Source organism: Streptomyces sp. 147326, from assembly GCF_045000215.1.
Lineage (GTDB): Bacteria > Actinomycetota > Actinomycetes > Streptomycetales > Streptomycetaceae > Streptomyces.
Genome location: NZ_CP134201.1, coordinates 7,381,885 through 7,406,498 on the forward strand (window position 1 = coordinate 7,381,885; position 24,614 = coordinate 7,406,498).

General features: G+C 70.5%; 22 protein-coding genes and 1 pseudogene. 17 read left to right on the forward strand and 6 right to left on the reverse strand.

What is annotated here, in order from left to right:
- Positions 1–213: a hypothetical protein gene (locus tag RIU97_RS33970; protein ID WP_327417707.1), complete on the reverse strand. Its 213-nt coding sequence runs from the start codon at positions 211–213 to the stop codon at positions 1–3.
- 199 nt (positions 214–412) lie between these two features.
- Between RIU97_RS33970 and RIU97_RS33975 the strand changes: the two genes are divergently transcribed.
- Positions 413–697, forward strand: a complete 285-nt coding sequence (locus RIU97_RS33975) for a hypothetical protein (RefSeq protein WP_404961328.1) — start codon at positions 413–415, stop codon at positions 695–697.
- Positions 698–722: 25 nt separating this feature from the next.
- Here the strand turns inward: RIU97_RS33975 and RIU97_RS33980 are convergent, their stop codons facing one another.
- Together RIU97_RS33980 and RIU97_RS33985 are read right to left on the reverse strand one after the other, a co-directional pair.
- Entirely contained in the window at positions 723–1,925 is a 1,203-nt protein-coding gene (locus RIU97_RS33980) for a serine hydrolase domain-containing protein (protein ID WP_404961329.1), read from the reverse strand.
- A gap of 138 nt (positions 1,926–2,063) precedes the next feature.
- Positions 2,064–2,530, reverse strand: a pseudogene (locus RIU97_RS33985) (AMP-binding enzyme); the annotation flags it as partial.
- Positions 2,531–2,865: 335 nt separating this feature from the next.
- On the opposite strand from RIU97_RS33985, the gene RIU97_RS33990 reads away from it, so the two are divergent.
- Complete coding sequence (locus tag RIU97_RS33990) at positions 2,866–3,222, forward strand: zinc ribbon domain-containing protein YjdM (protein ID WP_404961330.1); 357 nt, start codon at positions 2,866–2,868, stop codon at positions 3,220–3,222.
- Between the two features lie 78 nt (positions 3,223–3,300).
- Here RIU97_RS33990 and RIU97_RS33995 read toward each other — a convergent pair whose 3' ends face one another.
- A complete protein-coding gene (locus RIU97_RS33995; RefSeq protein ID WP_404961331.1) occupies positions 3,301–4,260 on the reverse strand; it encodes a ScbA/BarX family gamma-butyrolactone biosynthesis protein in 960 nt (319 codons plus the stop codon).
- A gap of 102 nt (positions 4,261–4,362) precedes the next feature.
- Here RIU97_RS33995 and RIU97_RS34000 point away from each other — a divergent pair, with 102 nt between their 5' ends.
- From RIU97_RS34000 to RIU97_RS34010, 3 genes are all read left to right on the forward strand, one after another.
- The gene (locus tag RIU97_RS34000) at positions 4,363–5,040 is read left to right on the forward strand and encodes a ScbR family autoregulator-binding transcription factor (protein ID WP_404961332.1); all 678 of its coding nucleotides are present in this window, start codon (positions 4,363–4,365) and stop codon (positions 5,038–5,040) included.
- The gene (locus RIU97_RS34005; protein ID WP_404961333.1) at positions 5,037–5,990 is read left to right on the forward strand and encodes an NAD-dependent epimerase/dehydratase family protein; all 954 of its coding nucleotides are present in this window, start codon (positions 5,037–5,039) and stop codon (positions 5,988–5,990) included. The genes RIU97_RS34000 and RIU97_RS34005 overlap by 4 nt, the downstream gene beginning before the upstream one ends.
- Before the next feature lie 106 nt (positions 5,991–6,096).
- Positions 6,097–7,464: a phosphomannomutase/phosphoglucomutase gene (locus RIU97_RS34010; RefSeq protein WP_404961334.1), complete on the forward strand. Its 1,368-nt coding sequence runs from the start codon at positions 6,097–6,099 to the stop codon at positions 7,462–7,464.
- Between the two features lie 106 nt (positions 7,465–7,570).
- Here RIU97_RS34010 and RIU97_RS34015 read toward each other — a convergent pair whose 3' ends face one another.
- Positions 7,571–8,794 (reverse strand): IS701 family transposase, encoded by a 1,224-nt coding sequence (locus tag RIU97_RS34015; protein WP_404961335.1) that lies wholly within the window; start codon positions 8,792–8,794, stop codon positions 7,571–7,573.
- A 311-nt stretch (positions 8,795–9,105) separates the two neighbouring features.
- Between RIU97_RS34015 and RIU97_RS34020 the strand changes: the two genes are divergently transcribed.
- The 11 genes from RIU97_RS34020 to RIU97_RS34070 all read left to right on the forward strand — a co-directional run bounded on the left by RIU97_RS34020 (position 9,106) and on the right by RIU97_RS34070 (position 22,084).
- The gene (locus tag RIU97_RS34020) at positions 9,106–9,729 is read left to right on the forward strand and encodes a TetR family transcriptional regulator (RefSeq protein ID WP_404961336.1); all 624 of its coding nucleotides are present in this window, start codon (positions 9,106–9,108) and stop codon (positions 9,727–9,729) included.
- A 57-nt stretch (positions 9,730–9,786) separates the two neighbouring features.
- The gene (gene galU / locus RIU97_RS34025) at positions 9,787–10,692 is read left to right on the forward strand and encodes a UTP--glucose-1-phosphate uridylyltransferase GalU (protein WP_404961337.1); all 906 of its coding nucleotides are present in this window, start codon (positions 9,787–9,789) and stop codon (positions 10,690–10,692) included.
- 194 nt (positions 10,693–10,886) lie between these two features.
- Complete coding sequence (locus RIU97_RS34030; protein ID WP_404961338.1) at positions 10,887–11,861, forward strand: ParB N-terminal domain-containing protein; 975 nt, start codon at positions 10,887–10,889, stop codon at positions 11,859–11,861.
- Between the two features lie 63 nt (positions 11,862–11,924).
- Positions 11,925–13,358: an MFS transporter gene (locus RIU97_RS34035; RefSeq protein WP_404961339.1), complete on the forward strand. Its 1,434-nt coding sequence runs from the start codon at positions 11,925–11,927 to the stop codon at positions 13,356–13,358.
- Between the two features lie 112 nt (positions 13,359–13,470).
- Complete coding sequence (locus RIU97_RS34040; RefSeq protein WP_404961340.1) at positions 13,471–14,256, forward strand: SDR family NAD(P)-dependent oxidoreductase; 786 nt, start codon at positions 13,471–13,473, stop codon at positions 14,254–14,256.
- 8 nt (positions 14,257–14,264) lie between these two features.
- Complete coding sequence (locus RIU97_RS34045) at positions 14,265–15,464, forward strand: MFS transporter (RefSeq protein WP_404961341.1); 1,200 nt, start codon at positions 14,265–14,267, stop codon at positions 15,462–15,464.
- 79 nt (positions 15,465–15,543) lie between these two features.
- A complete protein-coding gene (locus RIU97_RS34050) occupies positions 15,544–17,229 on the forward strand; it encodes an FAD-dependent oxidoreductase (RefSeq protein WP_404961342.1) in 1,686 nt (561 codons plus the stop codon).
- Positions 17,230–17,516: 287 nt separating this feature from the next.
- Positions 17,517–18,713: a non-hydrolyzing UDP-N-acetylglucosamine 2-epimerase gene (wecB, locus tag RIU97_RS34055; RefSeq protein ID WP_404961343.1), complete on the forward strand. Its 1,197-nt coding sequence runs from the start codon at positions 17,517–17,519 to the stop codon at positions 18,711–18,713.
- A gap of 16 nt (positions 18,714–18,729) precedes the next feature.
- Complete coding sequence (locus RIU97_RS34060; RefSeq protein ID WP_319727995.1) at positions 18,730–19,494, forward strand: hypothetical protein; 765 nt, start codon at positions 18,730–18,732, stop codon at positions 19,492–19,494.
- On the forward strand, positions 19,494–20,741 hold the full coding sequence (locus RIU97_RS34065; protein WP_404961344.1) for an FG-GAP repeat domain-containing protein: 1,248 nt from the start codon (positions 19,494–19,496) through the stop codon (positions 20,739–20,741). Before RIU97_RS34060 ends, RIU97_RS34065 begins: the two co-directional genes overlap by 1 nt.
- Positions 20,742–20,863: 122 nt before the next feature.
- Positions 20,864–22,084, forward strand: a complete 1,221-nt coding sequence (locus tag RIU97_RS34070) for an acyltransferase family protein (protein ID WP_404961345.1) — start codon at positions 20,864–20,866, stop codon at positions 22,082–22,084.
- Positions 22,085–22,093: 9 nt separating this feature from the next.
- On the opposite strand, the gene RIU97_RS34075 is transcribed toward RIU97_RS34070, so the two are convergent.
- The gene (locus RIU97_RS34075) at positions 22,094–23,011 is read right to left on the reverse strand and encodes a helix-turn-helix domain-containing protein (protein WP_404961346.1); all 918 of its coding nucleotides are present in this window, start codon (positions 23,009–23,011) and stop codon (positions 22,094–22,096) included.
- 166 nt (positions 23,012–23,177) lie between these two features.
- On the opposite strand from RIU97_RS34075, the gene RIU97_RS34080 reads away from it, so the two are divergent.
- On the forward strand, positions 23,178–24,602 hold the full coding sequence (locus RIU97_RS34080) for an MFS transporter (protein WP_404961347.1): 1,425 nt from the start codon (positions 23,178–23,180) through the stop codon (positions 24,600–24,602).
- Positions 24,603–24,614: the final 12 nt, after the last annotated feature.

The following is a 24,614-nucleotide window of genomic DNA, read 5'->3' on the forward strand; positions in this document are numbered from 1 at the left end:
TCAGGGTTCGCGGTCCATGACGCGGCGGGCCGCCTCGGCCTCGGCAGCCGGAGGAGACAGTTCGTCGAGGGTGTCGAGCTCGTCGTCCGACGCCAGCTCCCGTTCCCAGGCGGCCGCGAGCCGCTCCTGCTCCTCGCGCGGCCGGCCGGTGACGGCCTCCCGGTGGCCGGGGTCCAAAGCCGCGAGGAAACGCCCGATCGCGTCCGTCGGCATGCCGTGCTCCTTCTCGCCGTGGGGGAGGGGCGGCGGCCACTGCGGTACCGCGCCCCGGCCCAGGATGGCGAACCCGGCCGGCGCCGGCGGCCCGACACGCTGCTCGCCCCCGCCGGGTGAACCGAGGTGCACCGACTCGTGCCGCGGGTTTCCCGGTGTCGGTCCTGCGGGACGCCCGCGGGCGGCCTACCGTCGGGGTATGAGCGAATTCGTCGTCGTGTACGAGCTCGGCGAAGCGGTGACGGCGCAGGACCCCGGCGAACCGGCAGGGGGCGGCGAGCTGCCCGTACGCCGCGTGCACGCGGCGCCGGCCGCCCCCGGCATGACGGCCGTCCCCGGCCCGCGGACCTTCTGCGGCCGGGACACGTTCGCGATGCAGAGGGCCTCGTGGCAGCCGCCGGGGCAGCCCGGCTCCGCGTGGTACGACCCGCAGTACGCGAGCCGGGTCTGCCCCGCCTGCGACGACGCGGCGGGTGACGGCTGAGAGGTCAGGACGCCCTGGGGACGCGTCAGCGCGCCGCGTTGTGCTCGGGCAGGTCCATCTCGGCCGGGGCGAAGCCGAAGCCGCGCTTGGTGGGCTCCGCGGGCTGCTTGCCGCAGAACGCAGCTTCGAGGGTTCCGCCGAGGGCGGTGTTCGCAGAGCCCTTGTTCGAGGTGTTCGCCATGGCGGCGAGGCTGCGCCGGCCGTCGCGCGTGGAGAAGGCGTACGTGTAGAAGCCCTGCACGGTACCCGTGTGCCCGTAGACCGACGTGCCGCAGGAGAGGTCGTAGCGGCGCAGACCGAGCCCGTAGAACCGGGTGTTCGTGGTGTCGGTCGGGGTCATGGTGATCATGGCGTCGAGCATGGGAGCGGACAGCAGCCGGCCGCCGAGCAGCGCGGACGTGAAGGTGTTCAGATCGGCCGGGCTGGAGATCACCGCCCCGGCGGACTGGGCCCACGACACCGTCTGCTCGGTGGAGTCGACCAGGGGCGCGCCGGCCTCGTCCGGGTGCAGGTAGCCGCGCGCGTGCAGTCCCTTGATCTGCGTGGTGGGGTGCACGTAGGAGGTGTTGCGCAGCCCCAGCGGCTTGAAGATGCGCCGCTCGTACTCCGTGGCCACCTGGTTGCCGGTGGCCTTCTCGATGAGCATGCCGACGACCACGAAGTTGGTGTTCGAGTACTTGTACGCCGCGCCGGGCACGGTCGTCCGCGGTTCGCGCAGCGAGAGGTCGACCAGTTCCTGGTAGCTGAACACCTTGTTGCGCACGGACTCGAAGCCGGGCACGGTCTTCGCGAACATGGCATCGGTGTAGTCCGCCAGGCCGCTGCGGTGGCTGAGCAGATGACGCACGGTGATCTTGTCGTCGGGCAGCAGACCGGGCAGATAGCGGTTGACGGGGGCGTCCAGCGCGATCCGGCCCTCGGCCACCAGCTGCAGCAGCACGACGGCGGAGAACGTCTTGCTGACGCTGCCGATCCGGAAGCGGGCCTGGGTGTCCATGGCCGATCCCGTGGTCTTGTCGCGTACGCCCTCGGTCCTGGTCCGGACGCCGAGGGGTCCGCTGAAGCGGGCCATGGCGCCCGGCGCTCCGGCGGCGGTCGTGTTGCGCAGCGCCTGGCTCACCCCCTCGAGATCGGGGGAGAGGGAGGGGGCGGCCTGGGCGTTGGTCGCCGGAGCCACCGCGGCCGTCACCGCCAGCAGGGCTGCGCTGAGGGCCAGACGTCGGTTCATGGGCAGGGGCACTGTGTTCCTCTGGTCGTTCGGTAGGGCGGAAAAAGGGGCGCCGCGGATCGGTCGGTCGACCGGTCCACGGGCCCAGGGAAGATCATCTGACAGGACCGGCGGAGGTGCCAGTGACAACGCGCCGTTCTACGAGGGCAGTTCCAGCAGCCGCACGGCAGCCTCGCGCATCTCCACCTTGCGGATCTTTCCGGTGACGGTCATGGGAACTCCTCCACGACGTCCACGTAGCGGGGGATCTTGAAGTGGGCCAGCCTGCCGTCGCAGTACGCCCGCACGGCGGCCGCGGTCAGCGGCTCGGCGCCCTCGCGCATCCGCACCCACGCCATCAGCTCCTCCCCGTACTTCGCGTCGGGCACGCCGATGACCTGGACGTCCAGTACGTCCGGGTGGGTGTGGAGGAACTCCTCGATCTCGCGCGGGTAGAGGTTCTCACCGCCGCGGATCACCATGTCCTTGATCCGGCCGGTGATGCTCACGTAGCCGTCGTCGTCCATGACGGCCAGGTCGCCGGTGTGCATCCAGCGGGCGGCGTCCACGGCCTCGGCGGTCCGCTCCGGCTCCTCCCAGTAGCCGAGCATGACCGAGTAGCCGCGTCCGAGCGCGAGGGCGTCGACGTCGGCGGCGAGCTCCGCGTACGTCCACCGGCGCCCGGCGCCCGGCGGCCACGTCGACGAGGGCGTCGCGGCCGGGGAACCTCCGCACGGTGCGGTCCAGGTTCTCGCCGATCGTGTCGCCCAGCAGCGGCACTTCGCAGACCCCGGACGCGTAGCTCGATGCGGCAGACACATGGACCTCCTGGACTGGGTGGCGAGAGCGGGGCCCGGCGGTCCGGCGTCCCCTCGTGAACCGCGCCGACCGGACTCTCGCACACGCCGGAACGGGGACGCGTGCGCCGACCTGCAAGAATGGCCTGAAATATACTGCCGGGGTGACTGAGACCCCGCTGCCCCCCTGCCCCGAATGCGCCGGCACGTTCGCGTACGAGATGGGCGCGCTCCTCGTCTGCCCCGAGTGCGGGCACGAGTGGCCGCTCGCGTCCGCCGAGCCCGCCGAGGCCACCGGGGAGCGGGTGATCAAGGACGCGGTCGGCAACGCGCTGGCCGACGGCGACACCGTCACGGTCGTCAAGGGCCTCAAGGTCAAGGGCAGCCCGACCGGCATCAAGGCCGGCACCAAGGTGCGCAACATCCGTCTCGTCGAGGGTGTCGACGGCCACGACATCGACTGCAGGATCGAGGGCTTCGGCTCCATGCAGCTCAAGTCCAGCGTGGTCAGGAAGGTCTGACCGCAGCGCCCCGCGCACCGCGGGGAAGGGAAAGGCGCCTGCCGGGCGGGGACCCGGTCAGGCGCCTTCGTGCTTCTCCTAGACGCGGAGGGGGGCGTGCGCCGTGGTGGTGATCGTCGCGGTGGCGGTGAAGACGTCCTCGCCGTTCTGGCGGGCCAGGACGCGTACGGGATGGCGGCCCGTCGCGGTCGTCTCCCCGGAGGCCGGGGCCGTCTCGATCCAGCAGGGCGAGTTCAGCTCCGCGTAGCGGAAGAACCGCATCTCGATGTCGGTCAGGACTCCCCGCCGGGGGAAGGCGGAAGCATACGCGGCCTGGCGCACGGCTTCCAGGAGCAGCATGCCCGGGGCGTGGTCGACGGGGTGGTCGAAGAGGATCGGGTGGTTGATGTCGGCCCGGAGCTGGGCGCGGAGGACCGAGCTGGTCGGGGAGAGGACCACGTCGTGGAAGCGGTCGCGGCCGACGCGGCGGGGCGTCAACGGCGGCGGCAGCGGGATGATGCGGGCGGCCACCTGGTCGAGGTCCGCGTTCGTACCGCGAAGGCGCTGGTAGACGGCCTGCGGCTGGTTGGTGAAGCCGGCCTGGGCGGTGCCGAGGAACTCCCCGTCGCGGGTCGCGGTGACGTGCATGGTGAGGCCCGCCAGTCTTCGGCCCCGGCGGGTGATGCCGGAGCAGCTGATGCGGAGCACGATGTCGGCCGGTACCGGGCCGACGACGAGGGCCTCCGGGTTCGCCGAGTAGCTGAACGTGTCCCAGATCTGACGGTGGCCGAAGGGGACGTCGTAGGCGACGTGGCTCAGGAGCGGGATGGCCTGGCGGACCGTTTCCGCGAGGAGGAGCGGGTCGTGGTGGCCCCCGTCCGGCGTGTAGAAGCTGTGGGTGCGGGGCCACTGGGCGGTGACGACGTACTCGTCGGGTGCGACGGTGCGCCACCCGGTGAGCAGGACTTCGGAGTGTGCGCTCTTGTGGACGTACTCCCGCGGTAAGGCGCTGCTGAGTGCGGCGACGGACGAGACGGAGTGATCAGCTGACACAGTCATGGTTGAGCCCCCCTGGACATCGGACATGAGCTGGTGCTTGTGTGGCGCTGGGTCCTAAAATAAAGGATGTTCGTTTTTTTTGTCGAGAGAGATTAGGTGTCCATGTCAGAGCGGAAGCAGCAACGCGCGCCTCAACTCAGGGCAGTTCAGACCAAAGCGGCCATCCTGCGTGCTGCCGCCGAGGTCTTCGACGAGTTCGGCTTCAGCGGGGCCAGCATCAGCAAGATCATGAAGCGGGCGGACGTCACCCAGGGCGGGATGTACTTCCACTTCAGCTCCAAGGAGGAGCTCGCCTACGCCGTGATGGTCGGCCAGGGCGACGGCCTGGTCTTCCCCGAAGGGGAGGACGGCCTGCAGCACCTGGTGGACATCACGCTCTACCTCGCGGAGGAGCTGCGGCACAATCCGGTACTCCGCGCCGGCGTCCGACTGGCCGTGGAACAGGGAGAGTTCGGCCTGCGCGACGACGTCGCCTACCAGGCCTGGGTGCTGGAGTTCCGCCAGCAGCTGCGCTTCGCCCGGGCCAAGGGGGAACTCCAGCCCGACGTCGACGACCACGAGCTGGCCTGGGTGCTGGTCAGCTCCTTCACCGGCGCGCAGCTCTTCTCCCAGGCGTCCACCGGACGGGCCGACCTGCCGCAGCGCATCGCCTCCCTGTGGCGCTACCTGCTTCCCGCGGTCGCCACCGAGGCCACCCGCGAGAACCTGCGCCTGACGCTGCGTCCGACGCGGCAGCAGACCACCAAGGAGCCGGAACCCGGGCGGGAGCCGCGGGGTTGAGCACCCGTCACATCGTCGTCACCGGGGCGACGGGGTTCGTGGGGTCGGCGGTCCTGCGCCGGCTGGCCGCGCAGGACCCGCAGGCCGTGGTGCGCGCGGTGTCCCGTACGCGTCCCCCCATCGCGTACGGCGGGCGCTGGGTCGGCGCGGACCTGGCCGACGCGGAATCCCTGCACGGAGTGTGCGACGGCGCGGACGTCCTGCTGTCGCTGGCCTCCTTCATCGGACCGGACGCCGACCGCTGTACGGCGGTCAACTCCACGGGAACCGCTGCCCTGATGGCCGAGGCGCGCCGGGCGGGTGTACGGCGCATCGTCCAGCTGTCGACCTGCGCCGTCTATGGGCCGGGCCCGCACACGGGACAGGACGTCGGCGAGCTGACGACCGCCCCGGTGTCGGCGGCCAGCAGCAGCCGGCTGGCGGGGGAGGAGCCGGTGCTCGGCGCGGGGGGACTGGTCCTGCGCGCGGGACTGGTGCTGGGCAGGGGTGACCGCTGGGTCGTACCGGCCCTCGTCGACGCCTTCCGGCGCGTACCGGCGGCGTGGGGAGGAGGTGCGGGGCTGGCCTCGTTCGTCGACGTCGACGATCTGGCACGGCTCATCGCGGCGTTCGCGCTCGGGGACGGCGCGGCGGCCGGGGCCGCGGGCGTCCTGCACGCCCACCACCCGGTGCCCGTGCGCAACCGCGACCTCATGGACGCCCTCGCCGACCACCGCGTGCTGCCGGCGAGACCCGCCGCCGACTGGCCGTGGCGCAGGTGTCTGGACGCGCTGGCCACGGCCCCGGGATGGGTGAGCGAGCGGCAGTTCACGCTGCTGGCCCGGGACCACTGGTACCGCGCCGACGAGGCATGGCGGCTGGCCGGGGTCGCGCCGGGACCCGGCCCGCTGAGCCGGCTCGGCGAGGCGGCGCAGTGGTACCGGGAGAGGGGCGGCGCCGCCCCGGGCTGAAGGCGATCTGCCAAAGCCTCAGCGGGTTGGGGGGCGGGCGGGCTGTGGCGGGGAGGGCGGCGGGTAGCGTCCGGAACACAGCCGGTCACCCCCCGAAGGAGTGGACATGCCCGATCTTTCGAACATCGTCAAGGCGTATGACGTGCGTGGTGTTGTGCCGGACGAGTGGGACGAGTCGTTGGCGGAGCTGTTCGGTGCCGCGTTCGTGGAGGTGACGGGGGCTTCGGCGATCGTGATCGGTCATGACATGCGGCCGTCGTCGCCGGGTTTGTCGGCGGCGTTCGCGCGGGGTGCGGCCGTGCGGGGTGTGGATGTGACGCTGATCGGTCTGTGTTCGACGGATCAGCTGTATTACGCGTCGGGTTCGCTGGATCTGCCGGGTGCGATGTTCACGGCTTCGCACAATCCGGCGAAGTACAACGGGATCAAGCTGTGCCGGGCGGGTGCGGCTCCGGTGGGCCAGGACACGGGTCTGTCGCAGATCCGTGAGCTGGTGGAGAAGTGGTCCGGCGAAGGCGCCCCGGCGGTGGCGGCCGGCACGGTTGCGGGCACGGTCACGGAGCAGGACAGCCTTCCCGGTTACTCGGCGCATCTGCGGGGGCTGGTGGACCTGGCGTCGGTCCGTCCGCTGAAGGTGGTCGTGGACGCGGGCAACGGCATGGGCGGTCACACGGTTCCGACGGTGTTCGAGGGTCTGCCGCTGGATCTGGTGCCGATGTATTTCGAGCTGGACGGCACGTTCCCCAACCACGAGGCCAACCCGCTGGATCCGAAGAACATCGTGGATCTGCAGGCGCGGGTGCTGGCGGAGGGTGCGGATCTGGGTATCGCGTTTGATGGTGATGCGGACCGTTGCTTCATCGTGGACGAGCGGGGTGAGGGTGTGTCCCCGTCGGCGATCACCGCGTTGGTGGCGGCGCGTGAGCTGGCCCGCAACGGGGGGACGGGCACGGTGATCCACAATCTGATCACCTCCTGGTCGGTGCCGGAGGTGGTCCGTGAGAACGGCGGCACCCCGGTCCGTACCCGTGTCGGTCATTCCTTCATCAAGGAGGAGATGGCGAAGACGGGTGCGATCTTCGGTGGTGAGCACTCGGCGCACTACTACTTCAAGGATTTCTGGAACGCGGACACGGGCATGCTGGCTGCGTTGCACGTGCTGGCGGCGCTGGGTGGTCAGGACGGTCCGCTGTCGGCTCTGGTGGCTTCGTATGACCGGTATGCGGGTTCGGGTGAGATCAATTCGACGGTCGCGGACCAGGGGGCCCGTCTGGCGGCGGTGAGGGCCGCGTATGCGGGTCGTGACGGGGTGGCGGTGGACGAGCTCGACGGTCTGACGGTGACGGGCGAGGACTGGTGGTTCAACGTCCGCGCCTCCAACACCGAGCCCCTGCTGCGCCTGAACGTGGAGGCCCGCGACGCGGCGACCCTCTCGAAGGTCCGTGACGAGGTCCTGGCCCTCATCCGCGCCTGATGCCGTGATGCCAGGCCGGCCGCCCGCGCTCAGCGCGGTTGCGGCCGGCGCCCGGTGCCCGGCGGAGCCGGGTTTCCCCACAGCGGAGCCCTCGGCAGGGCCCGGCTCACGCGAGCCGCGCATACTCCCGCCGCTCGCGAAGTACCGGCACCGCCTTGTACGCATACGCGGCTGACATCAAGGTCATGTGGTGGTGCCACCCCGGAAAGGACCGGCCCTCGAAGTCGAGCAGGCCGAACCCGTCCGCCAGCGTGCCGAGCGTCGCCGTGGCCCGGGCCGACTGCCGGGCGAGGTGCAGCAGGTCGTCCATCCGGTGCCGGCTCATGTTGGTGAGCCAGACCGGGCCGCCGCCCCGCTGCCCGGGTCCCGGTCGCCGTTCACCGAACAGCCGGTACGTCTGGTGCGCCCCCGAGGCCCCCAGGGCTCCCGGCGCCCCCGTTTCCCCTCCCGGTACGCGGACCAGCGCCGAGTGGATGCGCAGCCGCTGCGGGCCCGCGTCGGGTCTGGTGAGCAGCGCGGTGTACGGGTGGCTGGTGTTCCCCAGGCGGGCCAAGTCGCCCGCCGTGGACTCGCGCCCGGGCGTCCGGGCCGGGTCGCCGCCGGGGACCGTACCGGCGACGCAGACGCCGAGGGTCGGCGGCACGGACACGAGGAAGTCGTGGCCCCGGCGGCCGAGCATGCCGATCACCGCGGCGGCGCTGCCGAGGCGGCTGATGTCGGCGACCACGGGGACGCGCGCCGAGGAGGTACGGGCGGCGACCCCGTCGGCGAGCTCCACCACGAGGGACTCGGGGCTCTGGTGCACGGCCTCGGGGGAGATGCGCGCCCGGCGGCGCAGAACGGGATCCGCCGTCCACGTCTCGGGAAGCACCAGCCGCCAGTCGACCGGCACGCTGATGCCGTCCAGGGACAGGAACAGGCCGAAGCCGAACTGGCAGTTGACCATGCGCCCGGCGGCCGGATCGAAGCGGCGGTGCACGCCCACCGAGTGCTCACCGCGTTTGGGGAAGCACACCTGCCCGATCGTCCAGGCGCGAACCGTGTGCCGTTCCTCCGCCCACCGCAGCAGTTCGGCGCGGGCCGGCGCCCAGTCCCAGGGGCTCGCGTTGATGAACTGCTGCAGGGACTGGGAGGCGGTGGGCGACTCGGTGACGGACGCCGCGAGCCTGCGCACGGACTTCTTGCCCGGGGTCGCGAGCAGTCCCTGCAGGTAGACCCGGGCCCAACGGCGCTGGTCGGTGCGCGGTAAGTGGCCGAAGAGGCGTTCCGTGAACTCGTCGAGGCCCGTGTCACCGGCAACCAGGGCTCGGGTCCTCGTCTGTGCCGTCATCTGTCTCCCCCTTCACTACGGACGCCGGCGTGCGTCGTCGATGAGTTAAGAATACAGAACGTTCGTTTTTTTTCTAGCGAACGTATGGCAGCCAGGGTGCGACTTCGGCAGGTTGGTGAACGGGTCCGGCGACGCCCGTCGCGGCGCGGTCCCGGAGCGGCGGGACAGGGGTGCTTCTTCGTCAAGTCGCCGTTGTGTCGGGTCGGTGCCGGGGTGACGCTGGAGGTCGCCCGTCTCCGCGGAGGAGGCATGGGCGAGTCAGGAACGACCTGGATGGCAGTGATAGTGCAGTGGTAAAGCAAGAGCGCGCCGTGCGCACCCGTAATCATCTGATCTCGGTGGCCGCCGCTGAATTCGACCGCAATGGATATGACGGGACATCACTTTCCCGGCTGAGCCGCTCCGCCGACATATCGATCGGAGCCGTCACCTTTCATTTCTCGGCGAAGGGAGATCTGGCATCGGCCGTGGAGAGCGCCGGCCGGAGCGCCACCCGCAGAGTGGTCGAGGGTGTGACGGCCCGCGGTGGCCCGGCGCTGGACACCCTCTCGGCGCTCGTCCTCGCCCTGGGGCGCCTCGTCGAGACGGACGTGGCCGTACGCGCCGCCGCCCGGCTGACCCAGGAGCGCGTCGGCGCCGGACCCGAGTGGTGCTGCTGCTGGCTTCCCGAGGTCAGGGAGCTGCTGGAGCGGGCCGCCGCACAAGGGCAGCTGGACCCCGAGGTCGACCCGCGCCCGGTCGCCGTGCTGACGGCGCATCTGGTGGGCGGCGTCGTCGCTCGGGCGCGCCGCGGCCGGGGCGGGCGCCCGGGTGAGGCCACCGGCGAACTCGGAGAACTGTGGTGGCTCGTCCGGCGGAGCATCGCGGCGACGCCGGCGCAGGGGCCGCCGGAGGGGCCGGCGGAGGGGCCGGCCGGAACGGAAATGCCTAAGTAGGCGTAAAGGCCGGGGAATTCAGGCCGATGCGACGCCATGCCGTCTAGCGTCTGCTGCATGAATTCCACACCCCCTCAGATAATCAAGGCAGTGATCCCCGCGGCAGGACTCGGTACGCGATTCCTGCCGCTGACCAAGGCCACCCCGAAGGAAATGCTTCCGGTGGTCGACAAGCCGGCCATCCAGTACGTGGTGGAAGAGGCGGTCGCGGCGGGGATGTCCGACATCCTCATGGTCACCGGACGCAACAAGCGACCGCTCGAGGACCACTTCGACCGCAACTACGAGCTGGAGGAGGCCCTCCAGCGCCGGGGTGATCAGGACAAACTCAACAGCGTCTGCGCCTCCACCGAGCTCGCCGACATCCACTACGTCCGCCAGCGCGACCCCAAGGGGCTCGGACACGCCGTTCTGTGCGCCGCCCCGCACGTCGGTCAGGAGCCGTTCGCCGTGCTCCTGGCCGACGACCTGATCGACCCGCGCGACCCCCTGCTGGCCCGGATGGCCGAGGTGCGCGCCCGGCTCGGCGGCAGCGTCGTGGCCCTGATGGAGGTGGATCCGGACGCGATCCACCAGTACGGATGCGCCGCGGTGGAGCGGCCGGCGGGCGGCGACGGTGTACGCATCACCGAGCTGGTGGAGAAGCCGGAGCCGGGAACCGCGCCCAGCAACCTCGCGATCATCGGCCGTTACCTCCTCGACCCCGAGATCTTCGAGGTCCTGCGGGGTACGAGCCCCGGACGCGGCGGCGAGATCCAGCTGACGGACGCCCTGCGCACCCTGGTTCACGCGGGGCGCCCCGTGCACGGGGTCGTCTTCTCCGGCCGGCGCTACGACACCGGGGACCGCGGCGAGTACCTGCGCGCGACGGTCCGGCTCGCCTGCGAGCGCGAGGATCTGGGCCCCGAATTCCTCTCCTGGCTCAAGGAGTTCGTACGGTCCGAGCAGCTCGCAGGGGTGTGAGCGGCCCCCGATGGGCGACCGGGGATCTTCCGCGGTCGCCCACCCCGCCGGACCGGCACCCCCCCAACTTGCCCAAATCTCAACGGGGTTCGGCTGCAGGATTGGTTACCGAACGGTAGTTACGTAATTTCTTCCCGGGGCCGACGAACAGCGCGGCGTCCGAAGCATCGAGTGCACGAAAGGAGGTGAACTTCATGGGCAAGCCGAACACGAGGAACGCGGCGAAGGCGGCGAACACCCCCGACGCCGCGTTCGAAGTGCCGGTCGGCGCGCTGCTCGCGGCGGATTCCCCCCGCACGGTCCACGTGAACGAGAGCCACGCACAGGACCTCGCGCACTCCGGGCGGGCGCTGCCGCCGCTGCTCGTGCACCGCCCGACCATGCGGATCATCGACGGGACGCACCGGTTGCGGGCCGCCGTGCTCCGCGGGCGGCACACGGTGGGAGTGACGTACTTCGACGGCAGCGCCGAGGACGCGTTCGTGCTCTCGGTCGAGGCCAACATCAGTCACGGGCTCCCACTGACGCACGCGGAGCGGACCGCCGCGGCGTTACGGATCCTGCGGTCCCACCCGGACTGGTCCGACCGCGGCATCGCGCAGCGGACCGGGCTGGCGGCCAAGACCATCGGGGCGCTGCGCCGCCGCGAAGGGCCGGCGCCCGCCCCGCCCGGGCGCATCGGCCAGGACGGCCGCGTACGGCCGGCCGATCCGGTCCGCGGCCGCGAGGTCGCGGCCCGGCTGCTCGCCGGCCGTCCCACGGCTTCCCTGCGGCAGATCGCACGTGAGGCGGGCATCGCGCCCTCGACCGTACGGGACGTACGCCGCCGGATCGGCGAGGGAGCGGATCCCGTGCCGGCCGTCCAGCGGCGCTCGGGCAACAGCCCGGGCCCGCCCCGGCTGCCGGACCGGGGCGGGGGGCAGCCACTGCCCTCACTGGTCACCGGCCTCTGCAAGGACCCCCTGCTCAGGTTGAGCGAGGCGGGAAGGCTCCTGCTGCGCATGCTCGATCTCCAGGTGAGCGGGTTGCGCCAGTGGGAGCGGATCGTCGCCGCGGTACCCCCGTACCGCGCCGAGACCGCCGCCGCCGCGGCCGCCCAGTGCGCGCGCGGCTGGCAGGAGCTGTCCGAAGAACTACGGCGCCGGGCCTCGGCGCAGACCCCTGCCTGAGCCGGCTTCCCGGCCAGTACCGGCCCTCCGAGCCGAGGGCCTCCGTTGTGATGGAAAGGATGTATGGCGATGTCGGTTGTCGAGGGTGCGCGTGTTGATACGGGGACGGGGGAGGGTCCGGTCCGTTTGGACGGGCGTCTGAAGTTGGTGTTGGTGGTGCTGCTGGTGGCGCAGTTCATGCTGGCGGTTGATTTCTCGATTCTGAACGTGGCGTTGCCGGTGATCGGTGACGGGCTTGGTTTCTCGTTGTCGAATCTGCAGTGGATCGCGACGTCGTTCGCTCTGTGTGCTGCGGGTTTCACGCTGTTGTTCGGGCGGGTGGCGGATCTGTTCGGGCGTCGTCGGTTGTTCCTGGTGGGTCTGGCGGTGCTGGGTCTGTCGTCGCTGGCGGGTGGTCTGGCGACCAGCCCGGAGATGCTGCTGATCGCCCGCGTCTTTCAGGGGCTGGCGACTGCGGCGGTGACGCCGGCTGGTCTGTCTCTGCTCACCACGTCGTTCCCTGAGGGGCCGTTGCGGCAGAAGGCGCTGGGTCTGAACGGTGCGCTGATGTCGGCCGGGTTCACGACGGGCGCGATTTTGGGTGGTGTTCTGACGGATCTGCTGTCGTGGCGGTGGGCGTTCTTCATCAATGTGCCGGTGGCGCTCGTCGTGTTGTTCATCGCTCCTGCGGTGATCAAGGAGTCTCGTCCGTCGGTGCGTCCGAAGCTGGATCTGCCGGGTGCGACGGCGGTGACGCTGGGTCTGCTCGCGCTGATCTACGGGTTGACGCAGGCGGGTGAGCATGGTTGGGGTTCGGGTTCGGCGCTGGGCTGGCTGACGGCGGGTGTGGTGCTGCTGGTGGTGTTCTATGCGATCGAGTCGAAGAGTGCTGCTCCTCTGGTGCCGGTGTCGGTGTTGAAGAAGAAGACGGTTGCGTGGGGCAATATCGCGGGTCTGATCGCGTTCCTGACGGAGACCAGCCTGGTCTTCCTGATGACCCTGTATCTGCAGGAGGTGCTGGACTTTTCGCCGCTGACGGCGGGGCTGTCGTTCGGTGTGCTGGGTATCGGCACGGTGATCGGTGGTTCGATCGCTCCGCGGGTGATCGGTGCGACGAGTACCCGCACGACGCTGATCGTCGGTGGTGTGCTGCAGGCGGTGGCGACGCTGAGTCTGGTCGCTCTGGGTGAGACGTCTTCGTCGATGTGGCTGTTGCTGGTGGCGACGTTCGCGGGTGGTGTCGGCAACATGCTGGTGATCGTCGGGTTCATGGTCACCGCGACGACGGGTCTGCCGGACCACGAGCAGGGCATGGCCACCGGTCTGGCGACGATGACCCAGCAGATCGGTATCACGATGGGTACGCCGATCATGTCGGCGATCGCGGCGGCGAACACGGACATCCACGCCGGTATCACGACCGCGGTGATCGTGAACACCGCGATCGTGGTCCTCGGGACCCTCACCACCGCCCTCTTCCTCCGCAACAAGGCGGCGAAGGACCTCGCCTCCGCCTGAGCCCCCGCGGCTCAGGGTTCCCCCCGAGGAGGCGGCCCCGGCACCCCACCCCCGCCGTGCCGGGGCCGCCTCCCCCTTTTCTCGCCAAGGTCTCCTCTTCCCAAGGAACGTGATGGACCTCCGTATCGAAGACCGCGTGTACCTCGTCACCGGCGCGTCGTCCGGAATCGGCGCGGCGACCGTCCGGCTGCTGGCCGCCGAAGGCGCCACCGTCGTCGGCGTCGCCCGCAAGCCGTGGAACACCGAAGCCCTCGGCGACCGGGTCAGCACCGTCGCCGCCGACCTCACCGACCCCACCGCGGCCCGGTACGTGGCCGACACCGTGATCGAGCGCCACGGCCGGCTCGACGGTCTCGTCAACAACGCGGGCGCGCTGGAATCCCGTACCGGCTTCCTCGAGGTGACCGACGAGCAGTGGAGGAGCACCTTCGACGTCAACTTCCACTCCGCGGTCCGCATGACCCGAGCGGCCCTGCCCGCGCTCCTGGAGACGGGAGCGGGCTCCCTCGTGCACGTCGCCAGCGAGGCCGCTCGCTTCCCCGACCCGGGCATCGTCGACTACGCCGCCTCCAAGACGGCGCTGCTGTCCGTCTCCAAGTCCCTCGCCGCGGAGTTCGGCGTACGCGGCGTGCGCTCCAACGTGGTCTCGCCGGGGCCCACCCGGACGGCGCTCTTCGACGCGCCCGGCGGCTTCGCCGAGCAGCTCGGGGAGCGGTTCGGCCTCCCGGCCGACGAGGCCGTCGAGCACTTCATCCGCGTGGTGCGCGCGCTGCCGAGCGGCCGCATCGGTACGCCCGACGATGTCGCGGGCGTCGTCGCGTACCTGCTGTCGCCCCTCGCAACCCAGGTCACCGGCGCCGAGTGGAGCGTCGACGGCGGCGCCCTGCGGCAGATCTGACCGGGCCGATGCGTGCTTCCCTCCTCGCCCTCGCCATCGGTGCCTTCGGCATCGGGACCACCGAGTTCGTCATCGTCGGCCTGCTCCCGGAGGTCGCCGACGACCTGTCCGTGTCCATCCCCTCCGCGGGCATGCTGGTCACCGGCTACGCCCTCGGCGTGGTGGTCGGCGCACCGCTGATGACCGCGGCCGGCGCCCGCCTGCCGCGCAAGACCATGCTCGCCGTGCTCATGGCCGTCTTCATCGCGGGCAACCTGCTCTGCGCCCTCGCCGGCGACTACACCGCTCTCATGGGCGGACGGCTGATCGCCGCCCTGACCCACGGCGCCTTCTTCGGGATCGGGTCCGTCGTCGCCGCCGACCTGGTGGCACCGGACCGGCGGGCCAGCGCCATCGCCCTGATGTTCACCGGGCTCACCCTGGCCAACGTACTCGGCGTACCGCTGGGCACCTTCCTGGGCCAGGAGTTCGGCTGGCGCTCCACCTTCTGGGCGGTCACCGGCATCGGGATCGTCGGCCTGCTGGGCCTCGTCACCCTGGTCCCGGCGCAGCCGGCGCCGGCGCCCGGGGCGCTGCGCGGCGAACTCGCCGTCTTCCGCAAGCCCCAGGTGTGGCTGGCGCTGACGACGACCGTGCTCGGCTTCGGCGGCGTCTTCGCCTCCTTCACCTATCTCGCGCCGATGATGACGGAACTGGCCGGCTTCTCCGACGGCGCGGTCGCCTGGCTCCTCGTCCTCTTCGGTGTCGGACTGTGCGTCGGCAACGTGCTCGGCGGCCGGGCCGCCGACCGGGCGCTGATGCCCAGCCTGTACCTCATCCTGGGCTGCCTCTCCCTGGTGCTGGTGGTCTTCACCTTCACCTCGCAAGCCGCACTGCCCGCCGCGATCACCCTGGCCGCCTTCGGGGCGATCGGCTTCGCGACGGTGCCTCCGCTGCAGGCCCGCGTGATGCAGCAGGCCGCCGGAGCCCCGGCCCTCGCCTCCGCGGCGAACATCGCGGCCTTCAACCTCGGCAACGCCCTCGGGGCCTGGCTCGGCGGTCTCGCCGTCGCCCACGGCCTCGGATGGACCGCGCCGACCTGGATCGGCGCCGGTCTCGCCGCCGCCGGTCTGGGCACCGCGGCGCTCTCCGGCCGGCTCGAGCGCAGGGGCCGCGGGCCGCGCCCGCTGCCGTCGGCAGAGCTCCCCGCCGAACCACTCCGCACCTGAGCCATCCGCACAGCACCCCTCCGCCGGTGCCGGGTACGGCACCCACTCCATCGTCGAAGAGAAGTCGAGGTAGACGCACATGAACGGTGTCGATCGCCGGACCATGCTCACCCGCAGCGCCGCCGTCGTCGGAGGCGCTGCGGTGGCCGGCGCACTGGCCGGCCCCGCGGCCGCCGCCACGGCCCCCGCCGCCTCCGGAGCTCCCGGCGCGGCCGCCGGAGCCGGATCCGTCGTACGGCCGGGCGACCCCCGCTACGAGATGCTGACCACCGGCAACAACCAGCGCTTCGTGGCCCGCCCGGACTACATCAAGATGGTCCGCTCCACCGCGGACGCCGAACGCGCCCTGAGAGACGCCGTCCGCGCGGGCAAGCGGGTCTCGGTACGCAGCGGCGGCCACTGCTTCGCCGACTTCGCCGCGCACCCCGACACCGAGGTCATCATCGACTTCTCGGAGATGACGCACGTCGGGTACGACCCGAAGTTCCGGGCGTTCGTCGTCGAGGCCGGCGCCCGTCTGATCAACGTGTACGAGGCCCTCTACAAGGGCTGGGGCGTCACCGTCCCCGGCGGCATCTGCTACAGCGTCGGAGCCGGCGGCCACATAGCGGGCGGCGGCTACGGCCTGCTCTCACGCGCCCACGGCCTGGTCGTCGACCACCTCTACGCCGTGGAGGTCGTCGTGACGGACGGGAAGGGCGGCGTACGCACGGTCGTGGCGACCCGGGAGAAGAACGATCCGAACCGCGAGCTGTGGTGGGCGCACACCGGCGGGGGCGGCGGCAACTTCGGCCTCGTGACCCGCTACTGGTTCCGTTCCCCGGGCGCGAAGGGCTCCGAACCCTCCGAGCAGCTCATCTCCCCGCCGTCGACGGTTCTGGTGAGCGCCGTCGACTTCCCCTGGGAGCAGCTGACGGAGGCGAAGTTCACCCGGCTGCTCAAGAACTTCGGCGCCTGGCACGCCGCGAACAGCGCGCCCGATTCCCCGTACCGCCACCTGTCCAGCCTGTTCAACGTCAGCTCCAAGGCGCACGGCAGCGTGGGCATGTTCACCCAGGTCGACGCCACGGTGCCGCACGCGAGAAGACTGCTCGACGACTACCTGGCGGCGATCACGGCCGGCACCGGGGTGACCCCGAAGGCACTCACCCGCGCCACCGGCGAACTGCCCGCCATGCCGCAGTTCGCGGAGCCCAGAACCCTGCCCTGGCTCCAGGCGACGCGACTGGTCGGCACCAACAACCCGACCATCACCAATCCCACCTCACGCGGCGCGCACAAGTCGGCGTACATGCGAAAGAACTTCACGGATCATCAGATCGCGGCGCTCTACCGGTACATGAGCCGGCCGGACTTCAAGAATCCGGACACCATGCTGGTGCTGTTCTCCTTCGGCGGCCAGGTCAACGCCGCGGCGCCCGACGCGACGGCCAACGCGCAGCGGTCATCCATCTTCAAGATGTGCTTCCAGACCTTCTGGCAGGAGGAGAGCGAGGACGAGTTCTACCTGGGCTGGCTGCGCGGCCTGTACGAGGACTTCTTCTCGGCGACCGGCGGCGTGCCCCTGATCGACGACAGCACCGACGGCTGCTACATCAACTACCCCGACCGTGACGTGACCGATCCGCGCCGCAACCGGTCCGGCGTCCCGTGGCAGACGCTCTACTACAAGGACAACTACCCGCGCCTGCAGCAGGTGAAGAGGCGGTACGACCCGTCCGACTTCTTCCGCCACTCCATGTCCATCAAGCCCGCCCGAGGCTGACACTCCTCGCGTTCCCGCTGGTCAGAAGCCCCGTACTCCGGTCTCCGGAGTGCGGGGCTTCTGACGTTCCCGCTCAACCGTTCGAGTGGCCGCGGGCGTTCGTTGACTCCCCGGCCGGCTCCGGGAAAGCTGTCTCTTGGCCGGAAGAGGGCAGCTGAAAAGCCCCTCGCAGCGAGATCCGATCCCCTGGCCACCACCCGTCGAACAGGTCTGCGGCACCGCCGTGCCGCGCCCCTCTGCGTCATGCCACGGCTCGATTCCCAACGCGTCAGAAAGAAGAGGAAGCCATGCGTTCCGTCGCCGTAGTCCTCGGCACCCGGCCGGAGGCCATCAAGTTCGCGCCCGTCATCCGCGCCCTCCAGGACGACCCGCGCTTCGAGCCCGTCGTGATCTCCACCGGGCAGCACCGCCAGATGCTGGACGAGACCCTCGACGCCTTCGGCCTCACCGCCGACGTCGACCTGAACGTGATGGCCCCCAAGCAGACCCTCTCCCAGGTCACCTACCGGTCCCTGCGCGGCCTGGACGACTACTTCGCCACTGCCCCCGCCGACGCCGTCCTGGTCCACGGCGACACCGCCACCACCCTCACCGGAGCCCTGGCCGGATTCCACCAGCGGATCCCCGTCGTCCACGTCGAGGCCGGACTGCGCAGCGGCGTGCTCGGCTCGCCCTTCCCCGAGGAGGGCAACAGACGGCTCGTCGCCCAGGTCGCCGCCCTGCACCTGGCACCCACCCCCGGAAACCTGGCGAACCTGCTGCGCGAGGGCATCGACGCCGGCACGGTCACCGTCACCGGCAACACCGTCATCGACGCCCTGCGCTGGGCCTGCGGCCGGGCCGACAGCTACGGCGACCCGGCCCTGGCCGACCTCGACACCGACCCGAGCCGGATCGTCCTGGCCTCCGCGCACCGCCGCGAGGCCTGGCCGCACCTGCCGCAGATCGGGCAGGCCCTGGCCCGCATCGCCGACGAGCCCGGCGTGCGCGTCGTCGTCCCGCTACACCGCAACCCCGTGGTCCGCGAGGCGCTCCTCCCGCACATCGGCGGCCACCCGCACATCACCATTGTCGACCCGCTGCCCTACCTCAGCTTCTGCAAGCTCATGGCCCGCGCCGACCTCATCGTCTCGGACAGCAGCGGCAGCCAGGAGGAGGGCCCCGCGCTCGGCAAGCCCACCCTGGTCCTCGGCGACGTGACCGAGCGGTCCGAGGCCATCGTCGCCGGCACCGCCCGCCTCGTCGGAACGGCCACCGAGGGCATCGTCGCCCGCACCCTGGAGCTCCTGCGCGACCGGGCAGCGTACGAGCGGATGGCCAACGCCGCCAACCCGTACGGCGACGGACAGGCCACCGCCCGCACGGTCGCCGCGCTCGCCCACTTCTTCGGCCTGGGGCCCGCCCCCGAGCCCTTCGTCCCCGACAGCGCCGCCGACGAGCTCAGCGTCGAGCTCGCCCGTACGGCCGCCTTCGCCCGCACCTGACCGAGAGGAAGCCCGCATGACCGCCACCCCGTCCGCCATCGAACGCCCGCTGAACTTCAGCACCCCGTACCTGAGGGCCGACCTCGTGCGCGACGCCGTGGACTACACCGTCGAAGGCCGCACCATCGTGGTCAACCCCGGCAACACCCCCGTGGTCGTCGCCGAGGACCTCCGCAAGGCCATCCCCCCGCTCTCCTCCACGGTGCTCGCCGACGCCCGCATCGAGAAGGCCGACGCGCTGCTCCTGCTGCGCCCCGCCGAAGAGGGCGGCGAGGTGTCCGGCGTCGCCGAGGCACCCGGCTGGGCCCACCTGGCCGACCTGCTCGGCCCCGACGGGGACTTCCCCCGCGAGACCCCGCTCTACCGGAGCCCCCAGGACGAGATCACCACGGTGGTCTTCGACCCGGCGCACGTGCTGGGGGAGCGCGAGACCGCGATGGTCCAGCGGGAGTTCACCGTCCGCGCCAACCTCTGGTTCGCGCCGGCCGGGACCAACTGCTTCATCCACAACCAGCACGACTTCATCGAGGTCCACACCCAGGTCCACGGCCTCGGCCGGATGCAGCGCTTCCGCAACCACGACCAGGCCTCCCTCTACCAGGACGTCCTGATGAGCCCCGGCTACACCACCCAGGACCCCTTCTGCGCCACCGGCCCGCAGTGCACCTACCACTACCCCTTCCACCAGTACAAGGCCGACACCGACTGCATCTGGCTCGCCATCGAGTACCACCCCGTCCCCCGCGCCGTCCGCCTCGCACGCTCCCAGGAGAACCACTGATGACCACCACCGGCAAGAACGACGAGACCGTCCTGCGCGCCCCGAAGTTCACCGCCGAGGTGGTCGCCGACCAGCTCCGCGACGGCTACTGGCTGGAGGCGCCCGACATCGACGGAGACGGCAAGCCCGACCTGTTCGGCTACGGGCTGCGCCTCGGCGAGATCTACTGGTACGCCAACGACGGCGACTGGACCCGCCGGCTCATAGCCGACCGGATCAAGATGCCCGTGGGCGCCGACTTCGCCGACGTCAGCGGCAACGGCCACCCCGACGTCATCGTCTGCTACGACCTCTACGGCCCGATCGGCACGATCCACGACGCCAACACCGAGGGCGGCAAGATCGACTGGCTGGAGAACCCGGGCACCCCCGACAAGGACGAGTCGCGCTGGAAGCGGCACTACATCGGCCGCGCCACCGGCATGCACCGCCTGCGCGCCGGCCACTTCACCCGCACCGACCGGCTCCAGATCATCGGCCTGCCGATCGTCGCCAAGGAAGACGTCCACGCCGTCCTGCCGGTCGTGCTGTTCACCCAGCCCGACGACGTGCACACGGCCGAGGAGTGGCCGATGACCGTCATCGACGACAGCCACTTCCGGATGATCCACGGCGCCGAGAAGAAGCAGGGCCTGATCCCCGGCTCCGACCTCGAATCGCTCCTCCTGGCCTCTGACGAGGGCGTCACCTGGCTCTGGTTCGACGAGAACCGCCGGGAGTGGGTCCGCGAGCTCATCGGCACGGGCGAGCTCACGCAGTTCGAGCAGACCGGCTTCCGCGGCAGCGGCGACCTCAACGCGGGCCGGCTCGGCGACGACCCGATGGCTTACGTCGCCGCCATCGAGCCCTTCCACGGCAACACCGTGGCCGTCTACACCAAGGCCGCGGACGGCGAGGGCTGGAACCGCGTCCTGCTGGACGTGTACGGAGACCCCAACGAGAACGGCGAGGGCCCCGGCCACCAGATCGTCTGCGCCGACTTCGACGGCGACGGGGACGAGGAGTTCCTCGTCGCACTGCGCGGCCCGTGGCCGTGGCAGGGCGTCATGTACTACAAGGCGATCGACGCGGCCAACGGTGTCTGGGCCAAGTGGCGCGTCTCCGAGGAGTCCGTCGCCCGCATCGCCACCGCCGACTTCAACGGGGACGGCCGCCTGGACTTCGCCACCATCGCCTACTCCGTGCAGAACTACTACGTGGCCAAGGACGCCAAGCTCATGGTCTACCGCAACCAGATCGAGCAGTAGGCCCAGGTCCACCGGGCAGTCCCGTACGCCCCTTCGCGCCACCGGGACCGTGCACACCGCGCACGGCGCAGCACGGTCCCGACGGCTGTCCCCGACGAACCTCTTCCGAAAGAGCGATTCCTGTGGCCACCTCGACGCCCTCCGAAGCCGCGAAGCGGGCGAAGCTGCCCTCCCTCACCGGCCTGCGCTTCTTCGCCGCACTCCTCGTCTTCCTCTTCCACTCGTCCTTGACGGACTCCCCGATCCCGCCGAACGCCCCGATCAACCCCTTCGCCGACGCCACGATCGCCGACGGGTTCTCCACGGCCTTCAGCAAGGCCGGCTACCTCGGCGTCTCCTTCTTCTTCGTGCTCTCCGGCTTCGTGCTGGCCTGGGCCTCCCGGCCCGGCGAACGCGTCACCGCCTTCCTGCGCCGAAGACTCCTGAAGATCTTCCCCAACCACATCGTCGTCTTCGCCGCCGCGATGATCCTCTTCGCCGGCGCCGCGGTCACCAGCGTGGCGGACTGGCTGCCGAACCTGCTCCTGATCCACACCTGGTTCCCCCAGGCCAGCGTCAACCTGAGCGTGAACCCGCCGAGCTGGTCGCTCGGCAGCGAACTGCTCTTCTACGTGCTCTTCCCGCTGCTGATCGTCCCGATCCGCAAGATCAAGGGCGCGGCCCTGTGGGTGTGGAGCGCCCTCATGATCGTCGGCATGGCCGCCGTCCAGCTGGTCTCGACCTACGTCGTCCCCGACACCCCGAAGTCGGCCATCACCCCCGTCTCCGACCTGCAGTTCTGGTTCGGCTACCTGCTCCCCGTCGGCCGCGTCTTCGAGTTCGCCCTCGGCATCCTGCTCGCCCGCGTCGTCCTCGCCGGCCTCTGGCCGCGGCGCGTCGGCTTCGGCGTCTCCCTGGCCCTGACCGTGCTCGGCTACGCCGCCGCCCTCGTCGCACCCTTCCAGTACGGCTTCGTCGTCGCCACCGTCATCCCGGTCGCCGCGCTCATCGGGGCCACCGCCACCGCCGACGTGGAGGGCCGCGCCACCTTCCTGCGCAGCCGGCCCATGGTCTGGCTCGGCGAGGTGTCCTTCGGGTTCTACCTCGTCCAGGGCGTCACGATCTTCTACCTCCGCTCGCTGCTGGGTGAGAACACCTACAGCGTCCCGGTCGCCCTCCTCGTGATCGCCGGCTTCTTCGCCGCGTCGCTGCTCGGCGGCTGGCTCCTCTACCGCTTCGTCGAGATGCCCGCCATGCGCCGCTTCGGCCGCGCCAGGCCCCGTACGCCGTCCGTCCCTGCCCCGGCCCCGGCCCGCGAGCCTTCCGGGGACCGGACCCCGGTCACCGCGTCCGCCCGGGACTGACCCGCCGCCCTACCGCCCCCCGTCCGCGTCGGCATCCGCCGACGCGGGCTTCGGCGTTCCCAGGCCCGGGGCGGTGGAACCGGCCGTCAGGCTCGACAGCATGCGCAGGGCCGCGTCGGAGGGGGAGGACTCGGGGGCGCTGTAGAGCAGCATCCGGTGGTTGGTGCCGTCGGTGAGGTGCAGGTTCTCGAAGTCGAGGGTCAGCGGGCCCACGACCGGGTGGTGCAGGGTCTTGGTGCCGACGGTGCAGTCCCGTACGGGGTGCTTGGACCACAGCGAGGCGAAGTCGGGGCTCTGCAGCATGAGCGACCCGATGAGCTCGGCGAGCGCGCGGTCCTCGGGATTGCGCCCGGCGACCAGGCGCAGCGCTGCCAGGGCGACCCGGGCCTCGCCCTTCCAGTCCGTGTAGAGCTCCCGGGTGTGCGGATCGAGGAACAGCATCCGCGTGAGGTTGGGGCGTACCGCCGGATCCTCGGGGCTCGCGAAGTCGAGGTGCCCGGCGAGCAGGGCATGGCCCAGCGGATTCCACGCGAGCACGTTGTTGCGGCCGTCCAGGACCACGGCGGGCACCTGCGGCATCGCGCCGATCAGCCGGCGCGTGGTGTCCCGGGCGTACTCGGGCCGGGGCGACTGGGCCCGCTTGGCACGCGGCGGACGGGCGAGGTTGAGCAGGTGCGCGTGCTCGTCCGGAGACAGGCGCAGGGCGCGGGCCAGGGCGTCGAGAACGCTGTCCGAGGCGTTCGTGCTCTGCCCCTGCTCCAGGTGCGTGTAGTACGTGATGCTCACGCCGGCCAGCAGGGCGAGCTCCTCGCGCCGCAGCCCCGGTACGCGACGGCGGGTGCCGTGCGAGGGGAGACCGACGTCCTCGGGCTGGAGCTGGGCGCGACGGGTGCGGAGGAATTCGCCCAGGGCTGTGGGTGTGTCCATGCGTTCCAGTGTGCCGGGGGAGGGCGCCGAACGCCGCCCGTGAAGGTGGCCCTGGCAGTGCTAGCTTGCCCGGCGCCAGCACAACCAGGGGGCTGGGTAACCCTCTCCGACCGGTCCAGAGTCGATGACGCAACAGCTCGTTGCGTGATCGAGAGGAAGTGTCGCGATGTCGGTTGTCGAGGGTGCGCGTGTTGATACGGGGACGGGGGAGGGTCCGGTCCGTTTGGACGGGCGCCTGAAGTTGGTGTTGGTGGTGCTGCTGGTGGCGCAGTTCATGCTGGCGGTTGATTTCTCGATTCTGAACGTGGCGTTGCCGGTGATCGGTGACGGGCTTGGTTTCTCGTTGTCGAATCTGCAGTGGATCGCGACGTCGTTCGCTCTGTGTGCTGCGGGTTTCACGCTGTTGTTCGGGCGGGTGGCGGATCTGTTCGGGCGTCGTCGGTTGTTCCTGGTGGGTCTGGCGGTGCTGGGTCTGTCGTCGCTGGCGGGTGGTCTGGCGACCAGCCCGGAGATGCTGCTGATCGCCCGCGTCTTTCAGGGCCTGGCGACTGCGGCGGTGACGCCGGCTGGTCTGTCTCTGCTCACCACGTCGTTCCCTGAGGGGCCGTTGCGGCAGAAGGCGCTGGGTCTGAACGGTGCGCTGATGTCGGCCGGGTTCACGACGGGCGCGATTCTGGGTGGTGTTCTGACGGATCTGCTGTCGTGGCGGTGGGCGTTCTTCATCAATGTGCCGGTGGCGCTCGTCGTGTTGTTCATCGCTCCTGCGGTGATCAAGGAGTCTCGTCCGTCGGTGCGTCCGAAGCTGGATCTGCCGGGTGCGACGGCGGTGACGCTGGGTCTGCTCGCGCTGATCTACGGGTTGACGCAGGCGGGTGAGCATGGTTGGGGTTCGGGTTCGGGTTCGGCGCTGGGCTGGCTGACGGCGGGTGTGGTGCTGCTGGTGGTGTTCTATGCGATCGAGTCGAAGAGTGCTGCTCCTCTGGTGCCGGTGTCGGTGTTGAAGAAGAAGACGGTTGCGTGGGGCAATATCGCGGGTCTGATCGCGTTCCTGACGGAGACCAGCCTGGTCTTCCTGATGACCCTGTATCTGCAGGAGGTGCTGGACTTTTCGCCGCTGACGGCGGGGCTGTCGTTCGGTGTGCTGGGTATCGGCACGGTGATCGGTGGTTCGATCGCTCCGCGGGTGATCGGTGCGACGAGTACCCGCACGACGCTGATCGTCGGTGGTGTGCTGCAGGCGGTGGCGACGCTGAGTCTGGTCGCTCTGGGTGAGACGTCTTCGTCGATGTGGCTGTTGCTGGTGGCGACGTTCGCGGGTGGTGTCGGCAACATGCTGGTGATCGTCGGGTTCATGGTGACGGCGACGACGGGTCTGCCGGACCACGAGCAGGGCATGGCCACCGGTCTGGCGACGATGACCCAGCAGATCGGTATCACGATGGGTACGCCGATCATGTCGGCGATCGCCGCGGCGAACACGGACATCCACGCCGGTATCACGACGGCGGTGATCGTGAACACCGCGATCGTGGTCCTCGGGACCCTCACCACCGCCCTCTTCCTCCGCAACAAGCAGCAGCCCGGCAACTAAGGCAACTCCGCC

What these genes read in the sequence shown, in the direction of transcription:
- RIU97_RS34015 (WP_404961335.1), bottom strand. Translation starts at nt 8,794, where the DNA reads ATGACGGCACAGACGAGGACCCGAGCCCTGGTTGCCGGTGACACGGGC.
- RIU97_RS33970 (WP_327417707.1), bottom strand. Translation starts at nt 213, where the DNA reads ATGCCGACGGACGCGATCGGGCGTTTCCTCGCGGCTTTGGACCCCGGC.
- RIU97_RS34060 (WP_319727995.1), top strand. Translation starts at nt 18,730, where the DNA reads ATGACCGCCACCCCGTCCGCCATCGAACGCCCGCTGAACTTCAGCACC.
- RIU97_RS34000 (WP_404961332.1), top strand. Translation starts at nt 4,363, where the DNA reads ATGTCAGAGCGGAAGCAGCAACGCGCGCCTCAACTCAGGGCAGTTCAG.
- RIU97_RS34075 (WP_404961346.1), bottom strand. Translation starts at nt 23,011, where the DNA reads ATGGACACACCCACAGCCCTGGGCGAATTCCTCCGCACCCGTCGCGCC.
- RIU97_RS33980 (WP_404961329.1), bottom strand. Translation starts at nt 1,925, where the DNA reads ATGAACCGACGTCTGGCCCTCAGCGCAGCCCTGCTGGCGGTGACGGCC.
- RIU97_RS34080 (WP_404961347.1), top strand. Translation starts at nt 23,178, where the DNA reads ATGTCGGTTGTCGAGGGTGCGCGTGTTGATACGGGGACGGGGGAGGGT.
- RIU97_RS34035 (WP_404961339.1), top strand. Translation starts at nt 11,925, where the DNA reads ATGGCGATGTCGGTTGTCGAGGGTGCGCGTGTTGATACGGGGACGGGG.
- RIU97_RS33995 (WP_404961331.1), bottom strand. Translation starts at nt 4,260, where the DNA reads ATGACTGTGTCAGCTGATCACTCCGTCTCGTCCGTCGCCGCACTCAGC.
- RIU97_RS34010 (WP_404961334.1), top strand. Translation starts at nt 6,097, where the DNA reads ATGCCCGATCTTTCGAACATCGTCAAGGCGTATGACGTGCGTGGTGTT.
- RIU97_RS33975 (WP_404961328.1), top strand. Translation starts at nt 413, where the DNA reads ATGAGCGAATTCGTCGTCGTGTACGAGCTCGGCGAAGCGGTGACGGCG.
- galU (WP_404961337.1), top strand. Translation starts at nt 9,787, where the DNA reads ATGAATTCCACACCCCCTCAGATAATCAAGGCAGTGATCCCCGCGGCA.
- RIU97_RS34045 (WP_404961341.1), top strand. Translation starts at nt 14,265, where the DNA reads ATGCGTGCTTCCCTCCTCGCCCTCGCCATCGGTGCCTTCGGCATCGGG.
- wecB (WP_404961343.1), top strand. Translation starts at nt 17,517, where the DNA reads ATGCGTTCCGTCGCCGTAGTCCTCGGCACCCGGCCGGAGGCCATCAAG.
- RIU97_RS34040 (WP_404961340.1), top strand. Translation starts at nt 13,471, where the DNA reads ATGGACCTCCGTATCGAAGACCGCGTGTACCTCGTCACCGGCGCGTCG.
- RIU97_RS34050 (WP_404961342.1), top strand. Translation starts at nt 15,544, where the DNA reads ATGAACGGTGTCGATCGCCGGACCATGCTCACCCGCAGCGCCGCCGTC.
- RIU97_RS34030 (WP_404961338.1), top strand. Translation starts at nt 10,887, where the DNA reads ATGGGCAAGCCGAACACGAGGAACGCGGCGAAGGCGGCGAACACCCCC.
- RIU97_RS34065 (WP_404961344.1), top strand. Translation starts at nt 19,494, where the DNA reads ATGACCACCACCGGCAAGAACGACGAGACCGTCCTGCGCGCCCCGAAG.